Annotated in this window: 30 protein-coding genes; all 30 read right to left on the reverse strand. The window is 41.8% G+C overall.

The annotated features are described in order from the left end of the window. Positions 1-330: 330 nt before the first annotated feature. Positions 331-933: a 50S ribosomal protein L17 gene (rplQ, locus tag RIB15_RS07040; RefSeq protein WP_350201455.1), complete on the reverse strand. Its 603-nt coding sequence runs from the start codon at positions 931-933 to the stop codon at positions 331-333. A gap of 18 nt (positions 934-951) precedes the next feature. Beyond that, positions 952-1,923 carry a DNA-directed RNA polymerase subunit alpha gene (locus RIB15_RS07045; protein ID WP_290967116.1) on the reverse strand — a complete coding sequence of 324 codons (972 nt, stop codon included), beginning with the start codon at positions 1,921-1,923 and terminating at the stop codon, positions 952-954. A 23-nt stretch (positions 1,924-1,946) separates the two neighbouring features. Then, entirely contained in the window at positions 1,947-2,552 is a 606-nt protein-coding gene (gene rpsD / locus RIB15_RS07050; RefSeq protein WP_350201456.1) for a 30S ribosomal protein S4, read from the reverse strand. Between the two features lie 18 nt (positions 2,553-2,570). Next, positions 2,571-2,978 (reverse strand): 30S ribosomal protein S11, encoded by a 408-nt coding sequence (gene rpsK / locus RIB15_RS07055; RefSeq protein WP_350201457.1) that lies wholly within the window; start codon positions 2,976-2,978, stop codon positions 2,571-2,573. 20 nt (positions 2,979-2,998) lie between these two features. Further along, entirely contained in the window at positions 2,999-3,376 is a 378-nt protein-coding gene (gene rpsM, locus RIB15_RS07060; RefSeq protein WP_350201458.1) for a 30S ribosomal protein S13, read from the reverse strand. Positions 3,377-3,396: 20 nt separating this feature from the next. Then, positions 3,397-3,513 (reverse strand): 50S ribosomal protein L36, encoded by a 117-nt coding sequence (gene rpmJ / locus RIB15_RS07065; RefSeq protein ID WP_071594720.1) that lies wholly within the window; start codon positions 3,511-3,513, stop codon positions 3,397-3,399. Positions 3,514-3,523: 10 nt separating this feature from the next. Beyond that, positions 3,524-3,742 carry a translation initiation factor IF-1 gene (gene infA / locus RIB15_RS07070; RefSeq protein ID WP_020404818.1) on the reverse strand — a complete coding sequence of 73 codons (219 nt, stop codon included), beginning with the start codon at positions 3,740-3,742 and terminating at the stop codon, positions 3,524-3,526. Continuing rightward, on the reverse strand, positions 3,735-4,547 hold the full coding sequence (map, locus tag RIB15_RS07075) for a type I methionyl aminopeptidase (protein WP_350201459.1): 813 nt from the start codon (positions 4,545-4,547) through the stop codon (positions 3,735-3,737). Before map ends, infA begins: the two co-directional genes overlap by 8 nt. Then, complete coding sequence (secY, locus tag RIB15_RS07080) at positions 4,548-5,861, reverse strand: preprotein translocase subunit SecY (protein WP_350201460.1); 1,314 nt, start codon at positions 5,859-5,861, stop codon at positions 4,548-4,550. It lies immediately after the preceding gene. Between the two features lie 15 nt (positions 5,862-5,876). Continuing rightward, on the reverse strand, positions 5,877-6,332 hold the full coding sequence (rplO, locus tag RIB15_RS07085) for a 50S ribosomal protein L15 (RefSeq protein WP_350201461.1): 456 nt from the start codon (positions 6,330-6,332) through the stop codon (positions 5,877-5,879). 18 nt (positions 6,333-6,350) lie between these two features. Next, positions 6,351-6,875: a 30S ribosomal protein S5 gene (gene rpsE, locus RIB15_RS07090; RefSeq protein ID WP_290967102.1), complete on the reverse strand. Its 525-nt coding sequence runs from the start codon at positions 6,873-6,875 to the stop codon at positions 6,351-6,353. 17 nt (positions 6,876-6,892) lie between these two features. Beyond that, on the reverse strand, positions 6,893-7,231 hold the full coding sequence (gene rplR / locus RIB15_RS07095; protein WP_350201462.1) for a 50S ribosomal protein L18: 339 nt from the start codon (positions 7,229-7,231) through the stop codon (positions 6,893-6,895). An 11-nt stretch (positions 7,232-7,242) separates the two neighbouring features. Continuing rightward, positions 7,243-7,797, reverse strand: a complete 555-nt coding sequence (gene rplF / locus RIB15_RS07100) for a 50S ribosomal protein L6 (protein WP_255133379.1) — start codon at positions 7,795-7,797, stop codon at positions 7,243-7,245. Positions 7,798-7,814: 17 nt separating this feature from the next. Next, positions 7,815-8,207, reverse strand: a complete 393-nt coding sequence (gene rpsH / locus RIB15_RS07105; RefSeq protein ID WP_350201463.1) for a 30S ribosomal protein S8 — start codon at positions 8,205-8,207, stop codon at positions 7,815-7,817. A 17-nt stretch (positions 8,208-8,224) separates the two neighbouring features. After that, positions 8,225-8,494, reverse strand: coding sequence for a 30S ribosomal protein S14 (rpsN, locus tag RIB15_RS07110; protein ID WP_350201464.1), 270 nt, complete (start codon positions 8,492-8,494; stop codon positions 8,225-8,227). A gap of 13 nt (positions 8,495-8,507) precedes the next feature. Next, complete coding sequence (gene rplE, locus RIB15_RS07115) at positions 8,508-9,059, reverse strand: 50S ribosomal protein L5 (protein WP_350201465.1); 552 nt, start codon at positions 9,057-9,059, stop codon at positions 8,508-8,510. Between the two features lie 15 nt (positions 9,060-9,074). Beyond that, a complete protein-coding gene (rplX, locus tag RIB15_RS07120) occupies positions 9,075-9,428 on the reverse strand; it encodes a 50S ribosomal protein L24 (RefSeq protein ID WP_350201466.1) in 354 nt (117 codons plus the stop codon). A gap of 15 nt (positions 9,429-9,443) precedes the next feature. Next, the gene (gene rplN, locus RIB15_RS07125) at positions 9,444-9,812 is read right to left on the reverse strand and encodes a 50S ribosomal protein L14 (protein ID WP_255133388.1); all 369 of its coding nucleotides are present in this window, start codon (positions 9,810-9,812) and stop codon (positions 9,444-9,446) included. Positions 9,813-9,836: 24 nt separating this feature from the next. Next, on the reverse strand, positions 9,837-10,100 hold the full coding sequence (rpsQ, locus tag RIB15_RS07130; protein ID WP_350201467.1) for a 30S ribosomal protein S17: 264 nt from the start codon (positions 10,098-10,100) through the stop codon (positions 9,837-9,839). Positions 10,101-10,116: 16 nt separating this feature from the next. Beyond that, positions 10,117-10,314: a 50S ribosomal protein L29 gene (gene rpmC / locus RIB15_RS07135; RefSeq protein WP_255133391.1), complete on the reverse strand. Its 198-nt coding sequence runs from the start codon at positions 10,312-10,314 to the stop codon at positions 10,117-10,119. A 1-nt stretch (position 10,315) separates the two neighbouring features. Further along, a complete protein-coding gene (gene rplP, locus RIB15_RS07140) occupies positions 10,316-10,738 on the reverse strand; it encodes a 50S ribosomal protein L16 (protein WP_255133393.1) in 423 nt (140 codons plus the stop codon). Between the two features lie 9 nt (positions 10,739-10,747). After that, entirely contained in the window at positions 10,748-11,503 is a 756-nt protein-coding gene (gene rpsC, locus RIB15_RS07145; RefSeq protein WP_350201468.1) for a 30S ribosomal protein S3, read from the reverse strand. A 12-nt stretch (positions 11,504-11,515) separates the two neighbouring features. Further along, a complete protein-coding gene (gene rplV / locus RIB15_RS07150) occupies positions 11,516-11,893 on the reverse strand; it encodes a 50S ribosomal protein L22 (protein ID WP_255133397.1) in 378 nt (125 codons plus the stop codon). A gap of 18 nt (positions 11,894-11,911) precedes the next feature. After that, entirely contained in the window at positions 11,912-12,184 is a 273-nt protein-coding gene (rpsS, locus tag RIB15_RS07155) for a 30S ribosomal protein S19 (RefSeq protein ID WP_350201469.1), read from the reverse strand. An 11-nt stretch (positions 12,185-12,195) separates the two neighbouring features. Then, the gene (gene rplB / locus RIB15_RS07160) at positions 12,196-13,029 is read right to left on the reverse strand and encodes a 50S ribosomal protein L2 (protein WP_350201470.1); all 834 of its coding nucleotides are present in this window, start codon (positions 13,027-13,029) and stop codon (positions 12,196-12,198) included. Positions 13,030-13,042: 13 nt separating this feature from the next. Further along, positions 13,043-13,330 carry a 50S ribosomal protein L23 gene (rplW, locus tag RIB15_RS07165; protein WP_350201471.1) on the reverse strand — a complete coding sequence of 96 codons (288 nt, stop codon included), beginning with the start codon at positions 13,328-13,330 and terminating at the stop codon, positions 13,043-13,045. Further along, positions 13,327-13,977, reverse strand: a complete 651-nt coding sequence (rplD, locus tag RIB15_RS07170) for a 50S ribosomal protein L4 (RefSeq protein ID WP_350201472.1) — start codon at positions 13,975-13,977, stop codon at positions 13,327-13,329. The genes rplW and rplD overlap by 4 nt, the downstream gene beginning before the upstream one ends. 2 nt (positions 13,978-13,979) lie before the next feature. Continuing rightward, a complete protein-coding gene (gene rplC, locus RIB15_RS07175; protein ID WP_350201473.1) occupies positions 13,980-14,621 on the reverse strand; it encodes a 50S ribosomal protein L3 in 642 nt (213 codons plus the stop codon). 17 nt (positions 14,622-14,638) lie between these two features. After that, a complete protein-coding gene (rpsJ, locus tag RIB15_RS07180) occupies positions 14,639-14,950 on the reverse strand; it encodes a 30S ribosomal protein S10 (RefSeq protein ID WP_018128596.1) in 312 nt (103 codons plus the stop codon). A 10-nt stretch (positions 14,951-14,960) separates the two neighbouring features. Beyond that, positions 14,961-15,111, reverse strand: a 151-nt coding sequence (locus RIB15_RS07185) for an EF-Tu C-terminal domain-related protein (RefSeq protein ID WP_502881341.1), incomplete at its 5' end; no start/stop codon positions are given.

Here is a 15,111-nt window from a genome sequence, read left to right on the forward strand (position 1 = left end):
TTGTAAATATACTATATAATACTCTGTGAGCTGACCCTACGCTCTTGGTCATTTTAAAATGCAAAAAATTGCATCAAGAAATTGAACAAGCTCTCGCTCGCACAAACAATCTGATCTATACTTCAATATGTCTAAGAACAAGTGTTCCGCATTTGTAAAATCGTTCGCGAAACAGAAACCAAAGATAAGGTATATTATGTTTAGATGTCAAACTTATCTTTAAAAATTTTCTCTTTTTTTGACATCTGTTTCACGAGATGGTTTACCTTAAACTACATCTCATAAAAAAGACCTTCATACAAATACAAAGGCCTTAATTTCTAAAAGAAATTATTTTTTCTCTTCTTCTGAACTATCTTCTGATTCAGCTTCATCTGATGATCCTGTTTCTGTATCAGCTGAACTTTCTTCAATTTCTGTAGCTTCTTCTGAGGCTTCAGCTACTTCAGCTTTTGCCTCTTGCTTCTCTTCTTTCGGCTTTGATGATTCAGAAGTGGTTGGCGTATTACTCTTACCTGCACGGCGAGTCTTCTTCTTGCCAGATGAGGCAGAAGAACTACCTTCAGGTTTAATATCATTATAATCCACCAACTCGATGATAGCTATCTCAGCTCCATCTCCCTTACGGAAACCCACCTTGATAACACGGGTATAACCACCTGGACGATCCTTACATTTTGGACCAACCTCTGTAAAAAGAGTAGTTACCGCTTCCTTATTTTGAAGGGAAGAAAATACTTGTCTTCTGTTATGATGAGTATCTTCTTTTGCTCTGGTGATTAATGGCTCAACAAATCCACGTAGTTCTTTAGCCTTAGCAAGAGTTGTCGTAATCCTGTGCTCTCTGATCAACGCCATAGCAAGTGATTGCATGGTGTTTTTTCTGTGAGCAGAAGTCCTGCTTAATTTTCTACCTTTTACTCCGTGACGCATAATTTAATTCCTTTCTGCTTAGTCTAAATATTTAGATACGTCCATTCCAAATTCAAGATTCTTCTCTTCAATCACTTCTACTAATTCACTAAGTGATTTCTTACCGAAGTTTCTGAATTTAAGAAGATCTTGCTCATCGCGCGATACCAACTCTCCAATAGTGTTAATATTCGCAGACTTGAGGCAGTTGTAAGCTCGCACACTAAGATTGAGATCTTCAATACTTGTTCTCAATAGATTAGCTACGCGCTGCTTCTCAGCATCAACCTCTTCCTCTTCCTGAGTGAATGGCTCTTCAATTTCTTCTGTGATAAATTTCTCGATATGCTCTTTAAGAATCTTACCAGCAATGGTAAGAGCTTCTTTAGCATTTACAGATCCATCTGTTTCAATGTCCATAACCAGCTTCTCATAATCGGTACGCTGACCAACACGAACATTCTCAACATTGTATTTCACTGACTTAATAGGTGTGAAGATGGCATCGATTGGAATCAAATTTACATCTTCGTCTTCTACCGACATTTCCTCGGCTGGAACGTATCCACGGCCTCGGCCAACCTTAAGCTCAATTTCCAGCTCAGCATCGTCTGCAAGATTTGCAATAACCAAATCCGGATTTAATACATCATATTCAGCTGTAGCATCATCGATATCTTTGGCTGTTAATTCACCTTGACCGCTTTTGGAAATGTGAATTACACCTGAACTTTGTTCAACTTGCTTAAACCGAACTTCTTTAAAATTCAGGATAATCTCGTAAACATCTTCTTTAACTCCCTTGATGCTGGAATACTCATGATCAACACCATTAATCTTAACGGCTGTGATTGCAATTCCAGGAAGTGATGAGAGCAGAACTCGTCGGAAAGAATTTCCAATCGTTACTCCGAAGCCCCTTTCAAGTGGTTGAAGAACAAACGTACCAAAATTGTCGTTGTCTTCAACAACGTCGAGAGGTTCAGGCATTTGAATGCTATAGTTGCTCATAATAGATCTTAAAATTTTTAAAATTACTTAGAGTAAAGCTCAACAATTAGCTGAACGTTAATATTCTCAGGTATCTCGTCCATTGTAGGAACATAAAGCATCTTACCTGATCTTGACTTTGGATCTGTTTCAACCCATTTGTACTTGTTTCTTGAGGATCCATCCAGTGCGTCTTCAATAATTTCCAGGTTTCTAGACTTTGGTCGAATAGAAACTACATCACCTGGACTCATCTGATAGGATGGAATATTTACAACTCCACCATTGACTACTACATGTTTATGAGTCACTAACTGGCGAGCCTGACGTCTTGTTCTTGCAAAGCCCATACGGAAAACAGTGTTATCCAATCTGCTTTCAAGTGCCTGAAGCAAGTTTTCACCAGCAACACCATCTTGAGCTGAAGCAGCTTTGAACAAGTTACGGAATTGCTTTTCCAGCAAACCATAAGTGTATTTTGCTTTCTGCTTTTCTTCAAGCTGAATTGCGTATTCAGATTTTCTATTAAATCTTGAACGACCATGCTCACCAGGGCCGTAAGGTTTACGCTCTAAAGCTTTACTTGGTCCAAAGATTGGTTCTTTGAATCGTCTGGCTTTCTTTTGTTTTGGTCCTCTATATCTTGCCATTATACAATCTTCTTACTATTAAACTCTTCTTCTTTTTGGTGGCCGGCATCCATTGTGTGGAAGCGGTGTACGGTCTTTAATTGAAGTAACCTCCAATCCGGAACTTGCCATTCCACGAACCGCAGCTTCACGACCTGAACCAGGCCCTTTTACAAATACTTCCACTTTGCGCAGCCCCATTTCATGAGCAGTTTGCGCAGCAGTTTCAGCACTTAGCTGAGCGGCGTAAGGGGTGTTTTTCCTAGACCCCTTGAAACCTTCTTTTCCGGCAGATGACCACGAAACTACGTTCCCATCAGCGTCGGTTATGGTTACGATCACGTTATTGAAAGTAGCTTTAACAAAAGCCATTCCGTTAGGATCGCTAAGTTGTTTTTTCTTTTTACGCTTTGCAGCTAAAGATGCTTTTGGTTGTTTTTTAGCCATGGGTTATCTCAATTTCAATATTATTTGGCAACCTTCTTCTTACCGGCAACCGTTTTCTTCTTACCTTTTCGAGTACGTGCGTTTGTTTGCGTACGCTGACCTCTTACCGGAAGCCCTCGACGGTGACGAACACCCCGGTAGCTACCAATTTCAATAAGACGACGAATATCGCCGTTAACTTCACTTCGTAGCGCACCCTCAACTTTGTACTCTTCGTCAATCAAAGTACGAAGTGCACTTACCTGGTCATCCGTCCAGTCCTGAACCTTGGTATCTTTGTCGATATCCAACTGCTCAAGAATTTCAGCTGCTTTGGAGCGGCCGATTCCATAAATGTAAGTAAGGCTGATTATGCCTCTTTTTTGTTTTGGTAAATCTATTCCAGCAATACGTGCCATATAAATACTCGGTTATTCTATTAGCCCTGACGCTGCTTATGGCGTGGGTTCTTCTTGTTAATCACGTAAAGACGGCCTTTACGTCGTACAATTTTGTCGTCTGAACTTCTTTTCTTTACTGATGAACGTGTCTTCATGACAACCTCTTTATTTGTATCTGTAAGTTATTCTTCCTTTAGATAAATCATAGGGCGACATTTCTACTGCCACTCTATCTCCCGGGAGAATTTTAATGTAATACATCCGCATTTTACCCGATACGTGAGCCAATATCTCATGCCCATTATCTAATTCTACGCGAAATTGCGCATTAGGTAATGCTTCTATTATTTCCCCATCTTGTTTTATCGGCTCTTGTTTAGCCATAATACAATATGTTATTTTCGTTTTTATCCGAGAGCTCAGCAATATAATCAAAAGTACTGAGAATTTCAGCCTTGTCTTCACGAATTACAATGTCATGTTCGTAATGAGCGGCTAAACTCCCGTCGGCTGTAACAACTGTCCAGCCATCGTTCAATGTTTTTGTTTTCCAGGAACCCATGGTAATCATAGGTTCTACAGCGAGTGTCATTCCTGATCGGAGTCGCTCGCCTTTACCTTTTTTTCCAAAGTTTGGCACAGAAGGATCTTCATGCATTGCTTTTCCGATCCCATGTCCAACTAATTCTCTGACTACTCCATAACCTTCATTTTCACAGTGAGTTTGAATGGCATTTGCCAAATCCCCAATTCTGTTTCCGTGAATGGCTTGTTCGATCCCTTTGTAAAGAGACTCGAGAGTAGTTCTCAATAATTTCAAAGTCTTATCGTCACATTCACCAACAGCAAATGTGTATGCATGATCACCGAAGTATCCATTTTTTTCAACTCCGCAATCAACAGAAACAACATCGCCTTCTTTCAATTCGCGGTTGCCTGGAATTCCATGAACAACTTCTTCATTGATTGAAATACAAAGTGTCGCCGGAAATTCATTTCCTTTTGGGCCATATCCTTTAAAAGCAGGACGCCCTTTTTCTTTGGCGATGTACTCTTCAGCAATTCTGTCAAGCTTACCCGTTGTAACACCTGGCTCAATATATTTACCAACTTCTGCCAGTGTTCTTGAGACAATAAGCGCACTTTCACGCATCTTCTCAATTTCGGATTCACTCTTCAGGTAAATCATTTACGCTCTTCGCCGGCCTTTAATTCTACCTGTTTTCATAAAGCCATCATAATGACGCATCATTAAGTGACTTTCAATCTGCTGGAGTGTATCCAAAGCAACCCCAACGATAATTAACAAACTGGTTCCTCCATAAAAGAGGGCAAAACCAGGAGTAACTCCAAACAAGCCAACTGCGATAGCTGGAAGTATAGCTACAAACGATAGAAACAAAGAACCCGGAAGGGTAATCTTCGTCAAAATATTGTCAATGAACTCGACGGTTTGCTTACCCGGACGAACACCCGGAATAAAACCACCTTGTCGCTTCATAGTATCTGCCATTTCTTTCGGATTAATGGCGATAGCAGTATAGAAAAATGTAAAGAACACACAAACAAAGAAGAATACAATCGAATATGTGAGTCCTGTAAAGTCGACTGACCATTGGGTCAAAAACTGTACGGTTTGGTTTTCCGGAAAGAAAGAACCAATTGTACTAGGAATAAACATGATGGACTGTGCAAAAATAATCGGCATTACACCAGCAGCGTTAACCCGTAATGGCAAGTACTGAGTAGTGCCTCCGTAAACTTTGCGGCCAACTACTCTTTTGGCATACTGAACCGGAATTTTACGTGTTCCCTGAGTCAGCATTACCACAGCTGCAATCACTAATATCAATGCTGCTACTTCAATGATTACTAAAATAGCATTCGCCTTGGTTGTAACTTCATTATAAAAGTTAGCTGGCAATGCGGCAATAATACCAATCATGATAATCAGCGAAATACCGTTACCAATACCGCGGTCACTAATTCTTTCACCCAGCCACATTACAAAAACAGTACCGGCAGTCAATACAATCATTGAAGTGATCACAAAGAAAAACTCATTTACAACAATTGCCTGAGGAGCTGTTGACATCAGATTGATTGAAAAACCAATAGCCTGAACAAGAGTAATACCTACGGTACCATACCTTGTAAGCCGGGTGATTTTTCTTCTTCCTTCTTCTCCCTCACGTTGCAGTTTCTGAAAATAAGGAACTACTGCACCCATCAACTGAATGATAATGGCAGCGGTGATATAAGGCATGATCCCAAGCGCAAAAACACCCGCTCTTGAGAACGCCCCTCCCACAAATAAATCAAATAAGCCTAACAAACTACTGGCGGCATTTCCACTGCTGCCAATAAGCTGGTTAGCATCAACACCAGGCAGAGTAATATAACTACCCACCCGATAGACCATTAAGATTCCAACCGTATATAGAATACGATTCTTAAGATCTTCAATTTTAAATATGTTGCGGAAGTTTTCTATCAGACTCATTCGCCGTCTACACTATTAGTTTTGCACCAAAGTTAATGATCCACCAGCTGCCTCTACCTTCTCACTGGCAGACTTGCTTGCGGCATGTACTTCAATTTCGATTTTCTGTTCTAGTTCACCACGACCGAGAAGTTTAACTTTTTCTCCTTCGCTAGCCAAACCGGAATTAATTAATTCTTCCAAACTAATCGTTTTATTTAGTTTTCCGGCTTCAATAAACTCGCTGATAGTGTGAACATTAATTACACGAAACTCTTTGCGGTTTATATTGGTGAAACCAAATTTTGGCAAACGTCGCTGAAGGGGCATTTGTCCACCTTCGAACCAGGCACGCTGCTTATGGCCAGAACGGGATTTCTGTCCGTTGTGTCCACGACCAGATTGTTCACCACGTCCGGAACCTTGTCCACGCCCCACACGCTTAGTGCTTTTCTGATTTGGGATCGGTGCTTTTAAATTGCTTAAGTCCATCGTCAAATTCTTTAAATATTATCCTTCAAATACTTTGTTCAGAGAAATGTCTCTTCTCTGTGCAACTTCAACAGGATCAGTCAATTCTTTCAGAGCAGTAAAAGCTGCCTTCACCATATTATGGGGATTTGAAGAACCCTGAGATTTAGATAAAATATTGTGTACACCTGCAACGTCAAGCAGCGCTTTAACCGCACCACCTGCAATTACACCCGTACCTTCTGCAGCCGGTCGCAATAATACTTTTCCGGCACCAGCTTTACCAACAATAGGATGGTAAATACTCTTAGTTTTAGTTAGAGGTACACGGATCAGGTTTTTCTTGGCATTATCAAAGCCTTTCTGGATAGCATCCGAAACTTCGTTTGCTTTTCCAAGACCATGACCACAAACACCGTTACCGTCTCCAACAACTACAATAGCGTTGAAGCTAAAACGACGTCCACCTTTCACTACTTTGGCTACACGATTAACGTGAACCAATTTCTCTTCAAGGTTCAGGTTAGCAGCAGGTATAGATTGTTTTCTTCTTATTTTAGGCATTGTTTATCCCAATTCAATTAAAAGTCTAATCCACCATCGCGGGCGCCTTCAGCGGCGGCCTTAACGATGCCGTGATATTTATAACCACTTCGGTCAAATACCACTTTATTAATTCCTTTGTCCTGAGCAAGTTTGGCAATTTCAGAACCTGCTTCTTTTGCATTGTCAACACCAGTCTCAGCTTTTGAAGCCGCAAGTGTGACACCGTCAAGATCGTTAACCAATTGCAGGTAGGTGTACTTGTTACTTTTGAACACGCTCAATCTTGGACGCTCAGCTGTACCTTTTATGGTAGAACGGATACGTCTTCTGATCTTACTTCTTCGCTCTATTTTCTTTTGTTGTCTTTTATCCATTATTCAAACCTCTATTTAGCAGCTGATTTACCGGCCTTACGACGAACCTGCTCACCCAGATATCTGATTCCTTTACCTTTGTAAGGCTCAGGCTTTCTGAATGATCTGATTTTAGCAGAAATCTGACCTACCAATTCTTTGTCTACTCCGGAGATAACCAGGATGGGGTTTTTACCAGACTTGGTATCCACTTCCATATCAATTCCTTCCGGTGGTACAAAGAAAATCGGGTGAGAATAACCCAGGTTCAGCTCCAGTACGTCGCCATTCATAGCGGCACGGAAACCAACGCCAATGATTTCTAATTTTTTAGTGTAGCCTTCCGATACACCAACCACTGCATTATTCACCAGCGAACGAAACAGGCCATGAAGAGCACGGTGCTCTTTTTGGTCAGTAGCTCTTTTAATCAGGAGCTCATTTTCATTCTTTTCAATCGTAATTTCCGGGTGAATTCGGAGTGTGTTGGTTCCTTTTTCTCCTTTAAAAGTTGCGATGTTATCAGCGTTGATGCTGAACTCAACTTTATCAGAAATAGGTACCGGTAAATTTCCAATTCGAGACATAGTTCAAAAACTGTTTATTAATAAATGGTGCACAAAATCTCGCCGCCTACATTAAGCTTGCGAGCTTCTTTATCGGTCATTACACCTTTTGATGTTGAAAGAATTACAATACCCAATCCGTTTTGAGCGCGTGGAACGTCGTTACCACCTTTATATACTCGTAAACCGGGTTTTGAAAGTCTTTTCATTTGTCGGATTACAGGGTGTCCATATGAATCATATTTCAGAAACAAACGGATCATTCCTTGTCTACCGTCTTCAATATCAATGTATTTTGAGATATACCCTTTATCTGCCAGAATTTTAGTCATGGCGCGCTTCAGCTTAGAAGCGGGAATATCTACTCTACGATGCCCGGCTTGTTGGGCATTCCTGATTCGTGTTAAATAATCTGCAATAGGATCAGTCATCGATTCCTTAGTTAAATTTACCAGCTTGCTTTTCGTACGCCAGGAATCTTACCAGCAAGGGCAAGTTCACGAAATTTAATTCGTGATATTCCATATTTACCAACATAACCACGGCTTCTGCCGGTGATGCTGCATCTGTTGCGAACCCGTGTAGGGCTGGCATCGCGAGGCAGTTTTTGCAGGCCTTCATAATCGCCAGCTTCTTTAAGCTTGCGACGTTTTTCGGCGTACTTTTTTACAGTTTCTTTTCGTTTTTCGTTACGTGCTATCCAAGCTTTCTTAGCCATAATAGAATATCTCTTAGTTTCTCGTTTGAAATGGCATTCCAAAGTGCTTAAGCAGAGCATAAGCTTCTTCGTCTGTTTCAGCAGAAGTAACAAAAGTAACGTCCATACCATGTACTTTTGAAACTTTGTCAGTGTCTATTTCCGGGAAAATGGTATGCTCTTTAATGCCCAGGGTATAATTACCGCGGCCATCAAAACTTTTGTCCGGAACTCCCTGGAAGTCACGTGTTCTTGGCAGAGCCAGATTCACGAGTCGATCCAGAAATTCAAACATAATGCGCTGACGAAGGGTAACTTTACAGCCAATTGGCATCCCTTCACGAAGCTTAAAGTTCGAAATAGACTTTTTAGCTTTGGTTGTAACTGGTTGTTGGCCAGTTATCGCAGCTACGTTATCTACAACCGTATCCAAAACTTTCTTGTCGGTTATAGCGTCACCTACGCCTACGTTAATTACGATTTTCTGAAGTTTGGGTATGGCCATTGGGTTATCATACTCAAACTCTTCGCGCAATTTGTCGCGAATCTCATCTTTGTAAAGTGTATATAATCTTGCTTCAGCCATTGCTATCTATCTGCGTTATTTGTCCAGCATTTCGCCACTTGTCTTGGCGTAACGAACCCAACGGCCATTGCCGTCTTCTTCAATTCGTTTACGTCCAACACGGGTAGGTTCGTCAGTAGTAGGGTCAATTACCATTACATTTGAAGTGTGAATGGAACCCTCTTTCTTAAGACGACCACCTTGTGGATTGTCCTGGGTTGGCTTTTCATGATGGGTTTTCATGTTAATTCCCTCTACGAGCACACGCTCTTTCTTAGGGAATACCATCAATACACGGCCTCTTTTTCCTTTGTCGTTACCGGCGATTACTAAAACATCATCGCCTTTCTTAACGTGTAATTTCTTTTGTTTGTTGAACCTGCGTGGCATACTCTAATTCCTTTTTTAAAGTACTTCCGGTGCAAGCGACACGATTCTCATGAAGCTTTTTTCACGAAGCTCTCTGGCAACGGGGCCAAAAATACGTGTACCTACCGGTTCTTGATCTTTGTTAATGATAACCGCAGCATTTTCATCAAAACGGATGTAACTACCATCCCGTCTGCGGTATTCTTTTCGTGTTCGTACAATAACGGCTTTTACAACGTCACCTTTTTTGACGTTTCCACCTGGTATTGCTGTTTTCACAGATGCGGAAATCAAATCGCCTACTCGTGCATATCGGCGTCGGGAATCTCCCAGCACTTTAATACACATCAGCTTTCTGGCACCGCTGTTATCTGCTACGTTTAATGTCGTTTGAGTTTGAACCATCGCTAATTCCTAATGCTCTATTCGTTACTTAGCTTTTTCGACGATTTCTACCAATCGCCATGATTTACGCTTTGATAGTGGTCGTGTAGACATGATCTGCACGGTGTCACCAACACTGGCTTCGTTATTCTCATCGTGCGCCATGTATTTGGTCGTTTTGGTAATATACTTTCCATAAATGGAGTGCTTTACCTGACGATCTACTGCAACAGTAATACTTTTGTCCATGCTGTTGCTAACTACACGTCCGACTCGTTCTCGTCTTTGGGCTCTTTCTGTTTGTGCCATAGTTTAAATCCTTTGCTTATTCAGCACTACTTTTTTCATTAATAATGGTTTCCAATCTGGCAACCTCTCTTCGGTGATTTCTCAGTCGAGCCGGGTTTTCAAGCTGTCCGGTTACTGACTTCGAAAAACGAAGGTTTTGTAGTACGTCACGCTCATCTTTCAAGCGAGCTTGTAATTCAGTAAGTGTCAAATCTCTTAGTTCGTGCGCTTTCATCTTATCCTCCCTGGTAGTCTCGTCGTACTACAAACTTGGTTTTGATAGGTAATTTGTGCGCAGCACGTCTTAACGCTTCTTTCGCGCGCTCTTCATTCACACCAGCGATCTCAAAGAGAATACGTCCGGGCTTTACAACCGCTACCCAGTGATCCAAAGCACCTTTACCTTTACCCATTCGGGTTTCAGCGGGCTTACTTGTCATAGGGCGATCCGGAAAAATTCGGATAAACGTCTGACCGTCACGCTGCAACGATCGTGCAATTGCGATACGGCAGGCCTCAATTTGGCGTGAAGTAATGAACTTAGGCTCAAGAGCTTTCAGTCCAAAATCACCAAAGTTAATAATGTGGCCACGTTGCGCGTTGCCTTTCAGCTTATCGCGATGAACACGGCGTCTCTGAACTCGTTTTGGTTCTAACATCGTTTCTTATTAACTGTTTTTATTAGATCGATTTCTGTTTCTGCTACGTCGGCGACTTCTTCGTCCTCTGTCATCTCCGCCTTTACCTCGGCCTGAGTCAGAATCTTGACGTGACTGAGTTCCAGGTGTCAGATCAACATCACCAATAATTTCACCTTTGAAAATCCAAACGGTCACACCAATAGATCCATAAATAGTATTGGAAGTTGATGTTGAATAATCAATATCAGCACGTAATGTATGTAGTGGAATTTGCCCTTCTTTGTACTGTTCGGTACGGGCCATTTCAGCTCCACCAAGTCGTCCGGCACAGCGAACTTTAATACCTTTGGCACCCATTCTCATCGCTGATGCAATCGCTGTTTTCATTGCTCTACGGAATGAAACACGAGCTTGAAGCTGCTGAGCAATATTCTGAGCAACCAAACTTGCATCCAGCTCTGGGCGTTTGATTTCACTTACGTTAATCTGTACTTCTTTACTGGTGATTTTCTTAAGCTCTTCACGGAGCAATTCAATTTGCTCTCCGCCTTTCCCGATAATAACACCGGGTCGGCTTGTACGAAGTGTTAAGAGAATTCGCTTAGGGGTACGCTCAATAATCACGTTTGATAGACCGCCATTGCGAAGTCTTGTGTGCAAATACTCGCGAAGTTTTTCGTCTTCTACGATGAGAGCCGGTTGGTTCTCTTCAGAAAACCAGTTGGAATCCCATCCGCGAATAATGCCTAATCTAAAACCAGTTGGATTTGTTTTCTGTCCCAAGGTATTGTTCGTTTATTCGTTTACACTTTCTTGATCACGCTTGGCCACTTTTACTGTAATATGGCATGAGCGTTTGTTAATGCGATGAGCTCGGCCCATCGGTGCTGGCTGAATTCTTTTCAGCGTTACGCCTTCATCAACGTAAATTTCCTTGATTACAAGGTCTTCATTGTCAAAGCGCTCTTCCTGAAATTTATCTCTCAAATTTGCAGCTGCCGACTTGATCACTTTAATCACATCTTCTGCAGATGCTTTTTTAGTGAATTCGAGTCTTTTAATCGCTTTGTCTACTTGTTCACCACGAACAGCATCTGCTACAAGGCGAACCTTGCGAGGAGCTCTCCTCAAATGCTTTTGTACTGCGCGTGCTTCTAAAACTGGAGTATCCATCTCTTAAATCCGATTAAATTATTTAGCTGCTTTTTTCACTGGATGGCCACGGAATGTTCGTGTTGGTGCAAATTCGCCCAACTTGTGACCTACCATATTTTCAGTTATAAACACAGGGATAAATTGTTTGCCGTTGTGTACTGCAAGTGTCAATCCCATAAAATCGGGAGTGATCATAGAACTACGTGACCAGGTTTTGATCACTTTCTTGCTTCCACTTTCATTAGCTTCATCGATCTTGCGCTGAAGCTTATAGTAAACAAAAGGCCCTTTTTTCAGTGAGCGTGGCATACGTTACTTAATTATTTTTTCTTGGTTTTTCTTCTTCTTACGATGTACTTAGAAGACAACTTGTTACGATTTCTTGTCTTCTTACCCTTAGCGGACTGTCCCCATGGTGAACGCGGGTGTCCACCTGAAGCTTTACCTTCACCACCACCCATTGGGTGATCAACAGGGTTCATAGCAACACCACGAGTTTGTGGTCGTCTGCCTTTCCATCTGCTTCTACCAGCTTTGGCTATGGTCGTATTCATGTGATCAGGGTTACTGGTATTACCCACTGTTGCATAGCAAGTACCTAAGATCAAGCGAACTTCTCCAGATGGAAGTTTTACACTTACATAGCGATCTTGCTTACCGAGCAACTGAGCACTTGTACCAGCACTTCTGCACAAAGTACCACCTTGGCCAGGCTGTAATTCAATATTGTGAATGAACGTACCTGGAGGCATTTTCATCATTGGAAGTGCATTTCCTAAATCAGGAGCCGCAGTTTCTCCGGCAATGATTGTATCTCCTACTTTTAGCTTGTTTGGTGCTATTATGTATCTACGCTCACCATCAGCATATGCTACCAGTGCAATTCGAGCAGATCGGTTAGGATCGTACTCAATGGTTTGAACAGTAGCAGGAACATCATGTTTGTTACGCTTGAAATCGATAATTCGATATCTGCGCTTATGACCTCCACCTCTGTGGCGAGATGTGATACGTCCGTGTCTGTTTCGTCCACCAGAAGAATGCTTTCCAGCCAATAAAGCCTTTAATGGCTTATCAGTTGTAATTTCATCGAATACAGGAGCAATCCTGTGTCGGGTTCCTGGTGTAATTGGTTTTAATTTCTTAGTAGGCATTATTCTCTAATCCTTAAATTTCAGCAAAGAAATCAATTTCGCCTTCTTTGACCGTTACAATGGCTTTTTTCCAGACCTTAGTTCGGCCTCCCTGGTAACCGCTTCTTGTATATCTACCCTTCGGTTTTGAAGGCATTATAGCGGTGTTAACCTTAGCCACTTTTACTCCCGGATAAGTAGATTCAACAGCTTGCTTGATCTCGGGTTTTGTTGCATTTGTAGCAACTTCAAAAGTATACTTTCCAGCTTCCTGAAGCCGACTTAATTTCTCTGTAATTACAGGTCGTTTGATAATACTCATGCTGCAGCCTCTTCAGTTTTTCCTTCAACACTGTTTTCAAGTTTTGCAACCGCACTTTCCTGAATAACAATTACATCTGCATTCATAATCTGATATGTGTTAGGCTTGTAGCCTTCCAATACCTGAACGCCAGGAATGTTGCGGGCAGACTTATAAACAATCATGTCTGTTTCGCTTGTCAATATCAGAGCTTTTTTTCCAGTTGCTTCGAAAGCAGCTAACATATCAGCTACCTGAGAAGTTTTTGGCTCATCAAATGAAAAATCCTGTACAACGATAATTCCTTCGCTAGCAGCTTTGAGCGTGAGTGCAGACTTACGCGCGAGTTGGCGGGTTTTCTTGTTCATCTTAAAGCTATAATCGCGAGGCTTCGGCCCGAATACGGTTCCACCTTTACGAAGTAGTGGAGATTTAATGTCACCACGACGAGCGTTACCCGTTCCTTTCTGACGGTACATTTTCTTTGTACTACCAGTTACTTCGCTACGCTCTTTAGTTTTAGCAGTACCCTGACGCTTGTTTGCCATATGGCGACGAACGTCTTCATACAGAACCACTTCATTGGGTTCGATAGCAAAAATGGCATCGCTAAGCTCAGCTTTCTTGCTGCTTTTTGATCCGTCTATTTTATAAATATCTACTTTCATGACTAATTGATAACAGACGTTTTATTGTGAATTTCTACGTAGCCGCCTTTTGGTCCCGGAATTGATCCTGTAACCAAAATCACGTTGGAGTCTTCAAGAATCTTGGCGATGCTCAGGTTTTTAATCTTCACTCGCTCATTTCCAGACTGGCCAGCCATTCGCATTCCCTTAAATACTTTAGAAGGGTCGGATGCGCCACCGATAGAACCAGGAGCTCTTAATCGGTTATGCTGACCGTGAGTTGCATCACCAACACCACTGAAATTGTGGCGCTTAATAACACCGGTGAAACCACGTCCTTTTGAATTAGCAACAACATCAACAGTATCACCAACAGTGAATACATCGCTGATATTCAATTCGTCTCCAACATCAAGTCCTTCAGGAATAAAATCTCTGAATTCAACAACTTTATATTTGGTGGAAACGCCAGCTTTATCAAAATGACCTTTAACGGCTTTACTTACGTTTTTCTCTTTTTTATCAAAAGCAGCCAACTGAACAGCTTTATAGCCATCCGTTTCCTCTGTTTTGATCTGGGTAATAGCACAAGGTTCAATTTCGATAACAGTTACAGGAATATTTCTTCCCACGTTATCAAACACGCTTGTCATCCCAATTTTTTTTCCTATCAAACCACTCATCGTGTTCGGGTCCTTTTCTAAACTTTAATTTCTACATCAACGCCAGAAGGCAATTCCAGCTTCATCAGCGCATCAACGGTTTGTGATCCTGTTGACAGGATATCAATCAGGCGCTTATGAGATCGATACTCAAATTGCTCCCGTGATTTCTTATCAACAAACACGGATTTATTAACCGTGATAATGCTTTTACGGGTCGGTAGCGGGATGGGTCCCGAAACTACCGCACCAGTAGATTTCACAGTCTGAATAATTTTTTCAGCTGATTTATCGATCAGGTTATGATCGTATGACTTCAATTTGATTCTGATTTTCTGTTGTGTTGCCACGATCAGATCCTTAGTCTAAAATTTTAGTTACCACTCCGGCACCGACAGTGCGGCCACCTTCGCGTATCGCAAATCGCAGTCCCTCTTCCATCGCTACCGGCTGGATGAGTTCTACGCTTAACTTCACATTATCTCCCGGCATTACCATCTCCACGCCATCG

The sequence above is a fragment of the Gracilimonas sp. genome, assembly GCF_040218225.1.
Classification (GTDB): Bacteria; Bacteroidota; Rhodothermia; order Balneolales; family Balneolaceae; genus Gracilimonas.

Coding starts and splice junctions, on each gene's coding strand:
- rpsM (WP_350201458.1), bottom strand. CDS start 3,376: ATGGCACGTATTGCTGGAATAGATTTACCAAAACAAAAAAGAGGCATA.
- rplF (WP_255133379.1), bottom strand. CDS start 7,797: ATGTCTCGAATTGGAAATTTACCGGTACCTATTTCTGATAAAGTTGAG.
- rplD (WP_350201472.1), bottom strand. CDS start 13,977: ATGAAAGTAGATATTTATAAAATAGACGGATCAAAAAGCAGCAAGAAA.
- rpsS (WP_350201469.1), bottom strand. CDS start 12,184: ATGCCACGCTCACTGAAAAAAGGGCCTTTTGTTTACTATAAGCTTCAG.
- rpsH (WP_350201463.1), bottom strand. CDS start 8,207: ATGACTGATCCTATTGCAGATTATTTAACACGAATCAGGAATGCCCAA.
- RIB15_RS07045 (WP_290967116.1), bottom strand. CDS start 1,923: ATGAGCAACTATAGCATTCAAATGCCTGAACCTCTCGACGTTGTTGAA.
- rpsK (WP_350201457.1), bottom strand. CDS start 2,978: ATGGCTAAAAAACAACCAAAAGCATCTTTAGCTGCAAAGCGTAAAAAG.
- rplB (WP_350201470.1), bottom strand. CDS start 13,029: ATGCCTACTAAGAAATTAAAACCAATTACACCAGGAACCCGACACAGG.
- rplC (WP_350201473.1), bottom strand. CDS start 14,621: ATGAGTGGTTTGATAGGAAAAAAAATTGGGATGACAAGCGTGTTTGAT.
- rplN (WP_255133388.1), bottom strand. CDS start 9,812: ATGGTTCAAACTCAAACGACATTAAACGTAGCAGATAACAGCGGTGCC.
- rplP (WP_255133393.1), bottom strand. CDS start 10,738: ATGTTAGAACCAAAACGAGTTCAGAGACGCCGTGTTCATCGCGATAAG.
- secY (WP_350201460.1), bottom strand. CDS start 5,861: ATGAGTCTGATAGAAAACTTCCGCAACATATTTAAAATTGAAGATCTT.
- map (WP_350201459.1), bottom strand. CDS start 4,547: ATGATTTACCTGAAGAGTGAATCCGAAATTGAGAAGATGCGTGAAAGT.
- rpsD (WP_350201456.1), bottom strand. CDS start 2,552: ATGGCAAGATATAGAGGACCAAAACAAAAGAAAGCCAGACGATTCAAA.
- rplO (WP_350201461.1), bottom strand. CDS start 6,332: ATGGACTTAAGCAATTTAAAAGCACCGATCCCAAATCAGAAAAGCACT.
- rpsQ (WP_350201467.1), bottom strand. CDS start 10,100: ATGGCACAAACAGAAAGAGCCCAAAGACGAGAACGAGTCGGACGTGTA.
- rplE (WP_350201465.1), bottom strand. CDS start 9,059: ATGGCTGAAGCAAGATTATATACACTTTACAAAGATGAGATTCGCGAC.
- rpsN (WP_350201464.1), bottom strand. CDS start 8,494: ATGGCTAAGAAAGCTTGGATAGCACGTAACGAAAAACGAAAAGAAACT.
- rplR (WP_350201462.1), bottom strand. CDS start 7,231: ATGGATAAAAGACAACAAAAGAAAATAGAGCGAAGAAGTAAGATCAGA.
- rplQ (WP_350201455.1), bottom strand. CDS start 933: ATGCGTCACGGAGTAAAAGGTAGAAAATTAAGCAGGACTTCTGCTCAC.
- rpmJ (WP_071594720.1), bottom strand. CDS start 3,513: ATGAAGACACGTTCATCAGTAAAGAAAAGAAGTTCAGACGACAAAATT.
- rpsE (WP_290967102.1), bottom strand. CDS start 6,875: ATGCCTAAAATAAGAAGAAAACAATCTATACCTGCTGCTAACCTGAAC.
- infA (WP_020404818.1), bottom strand. CDS start 3,742: ATGGCTAAACAAGAGCCGATAAAACAAGATGGGGAAATAATAGAAGCA.
- rplX (WP_350201466.1), bottom strand. CDS start 9,428: ATGCCACGCAGGTTCAACAAACAAAAGAAATTACACGTTAAGAAAGGC.
- rplW (WP_350201471.1), bottom strand. CDS start 13,330: ATGAGTATTATCAAACGACCTGTAATTACAGAGAAATTAAGTCGGCTT.
- rplV (WP_255133397.1), bottom strand. CDS start 11,893: ATGGATACTCCAGTTTTAGAAGCACGCGCAGTACAAAAGCATTTGAGG.
- rpmC (WP_255133391.1), bottom strand. CDS start 10,314: ATGAAAGCGCACGAACTAAGAGATTTGACACTTACTGAATTACAAGCT.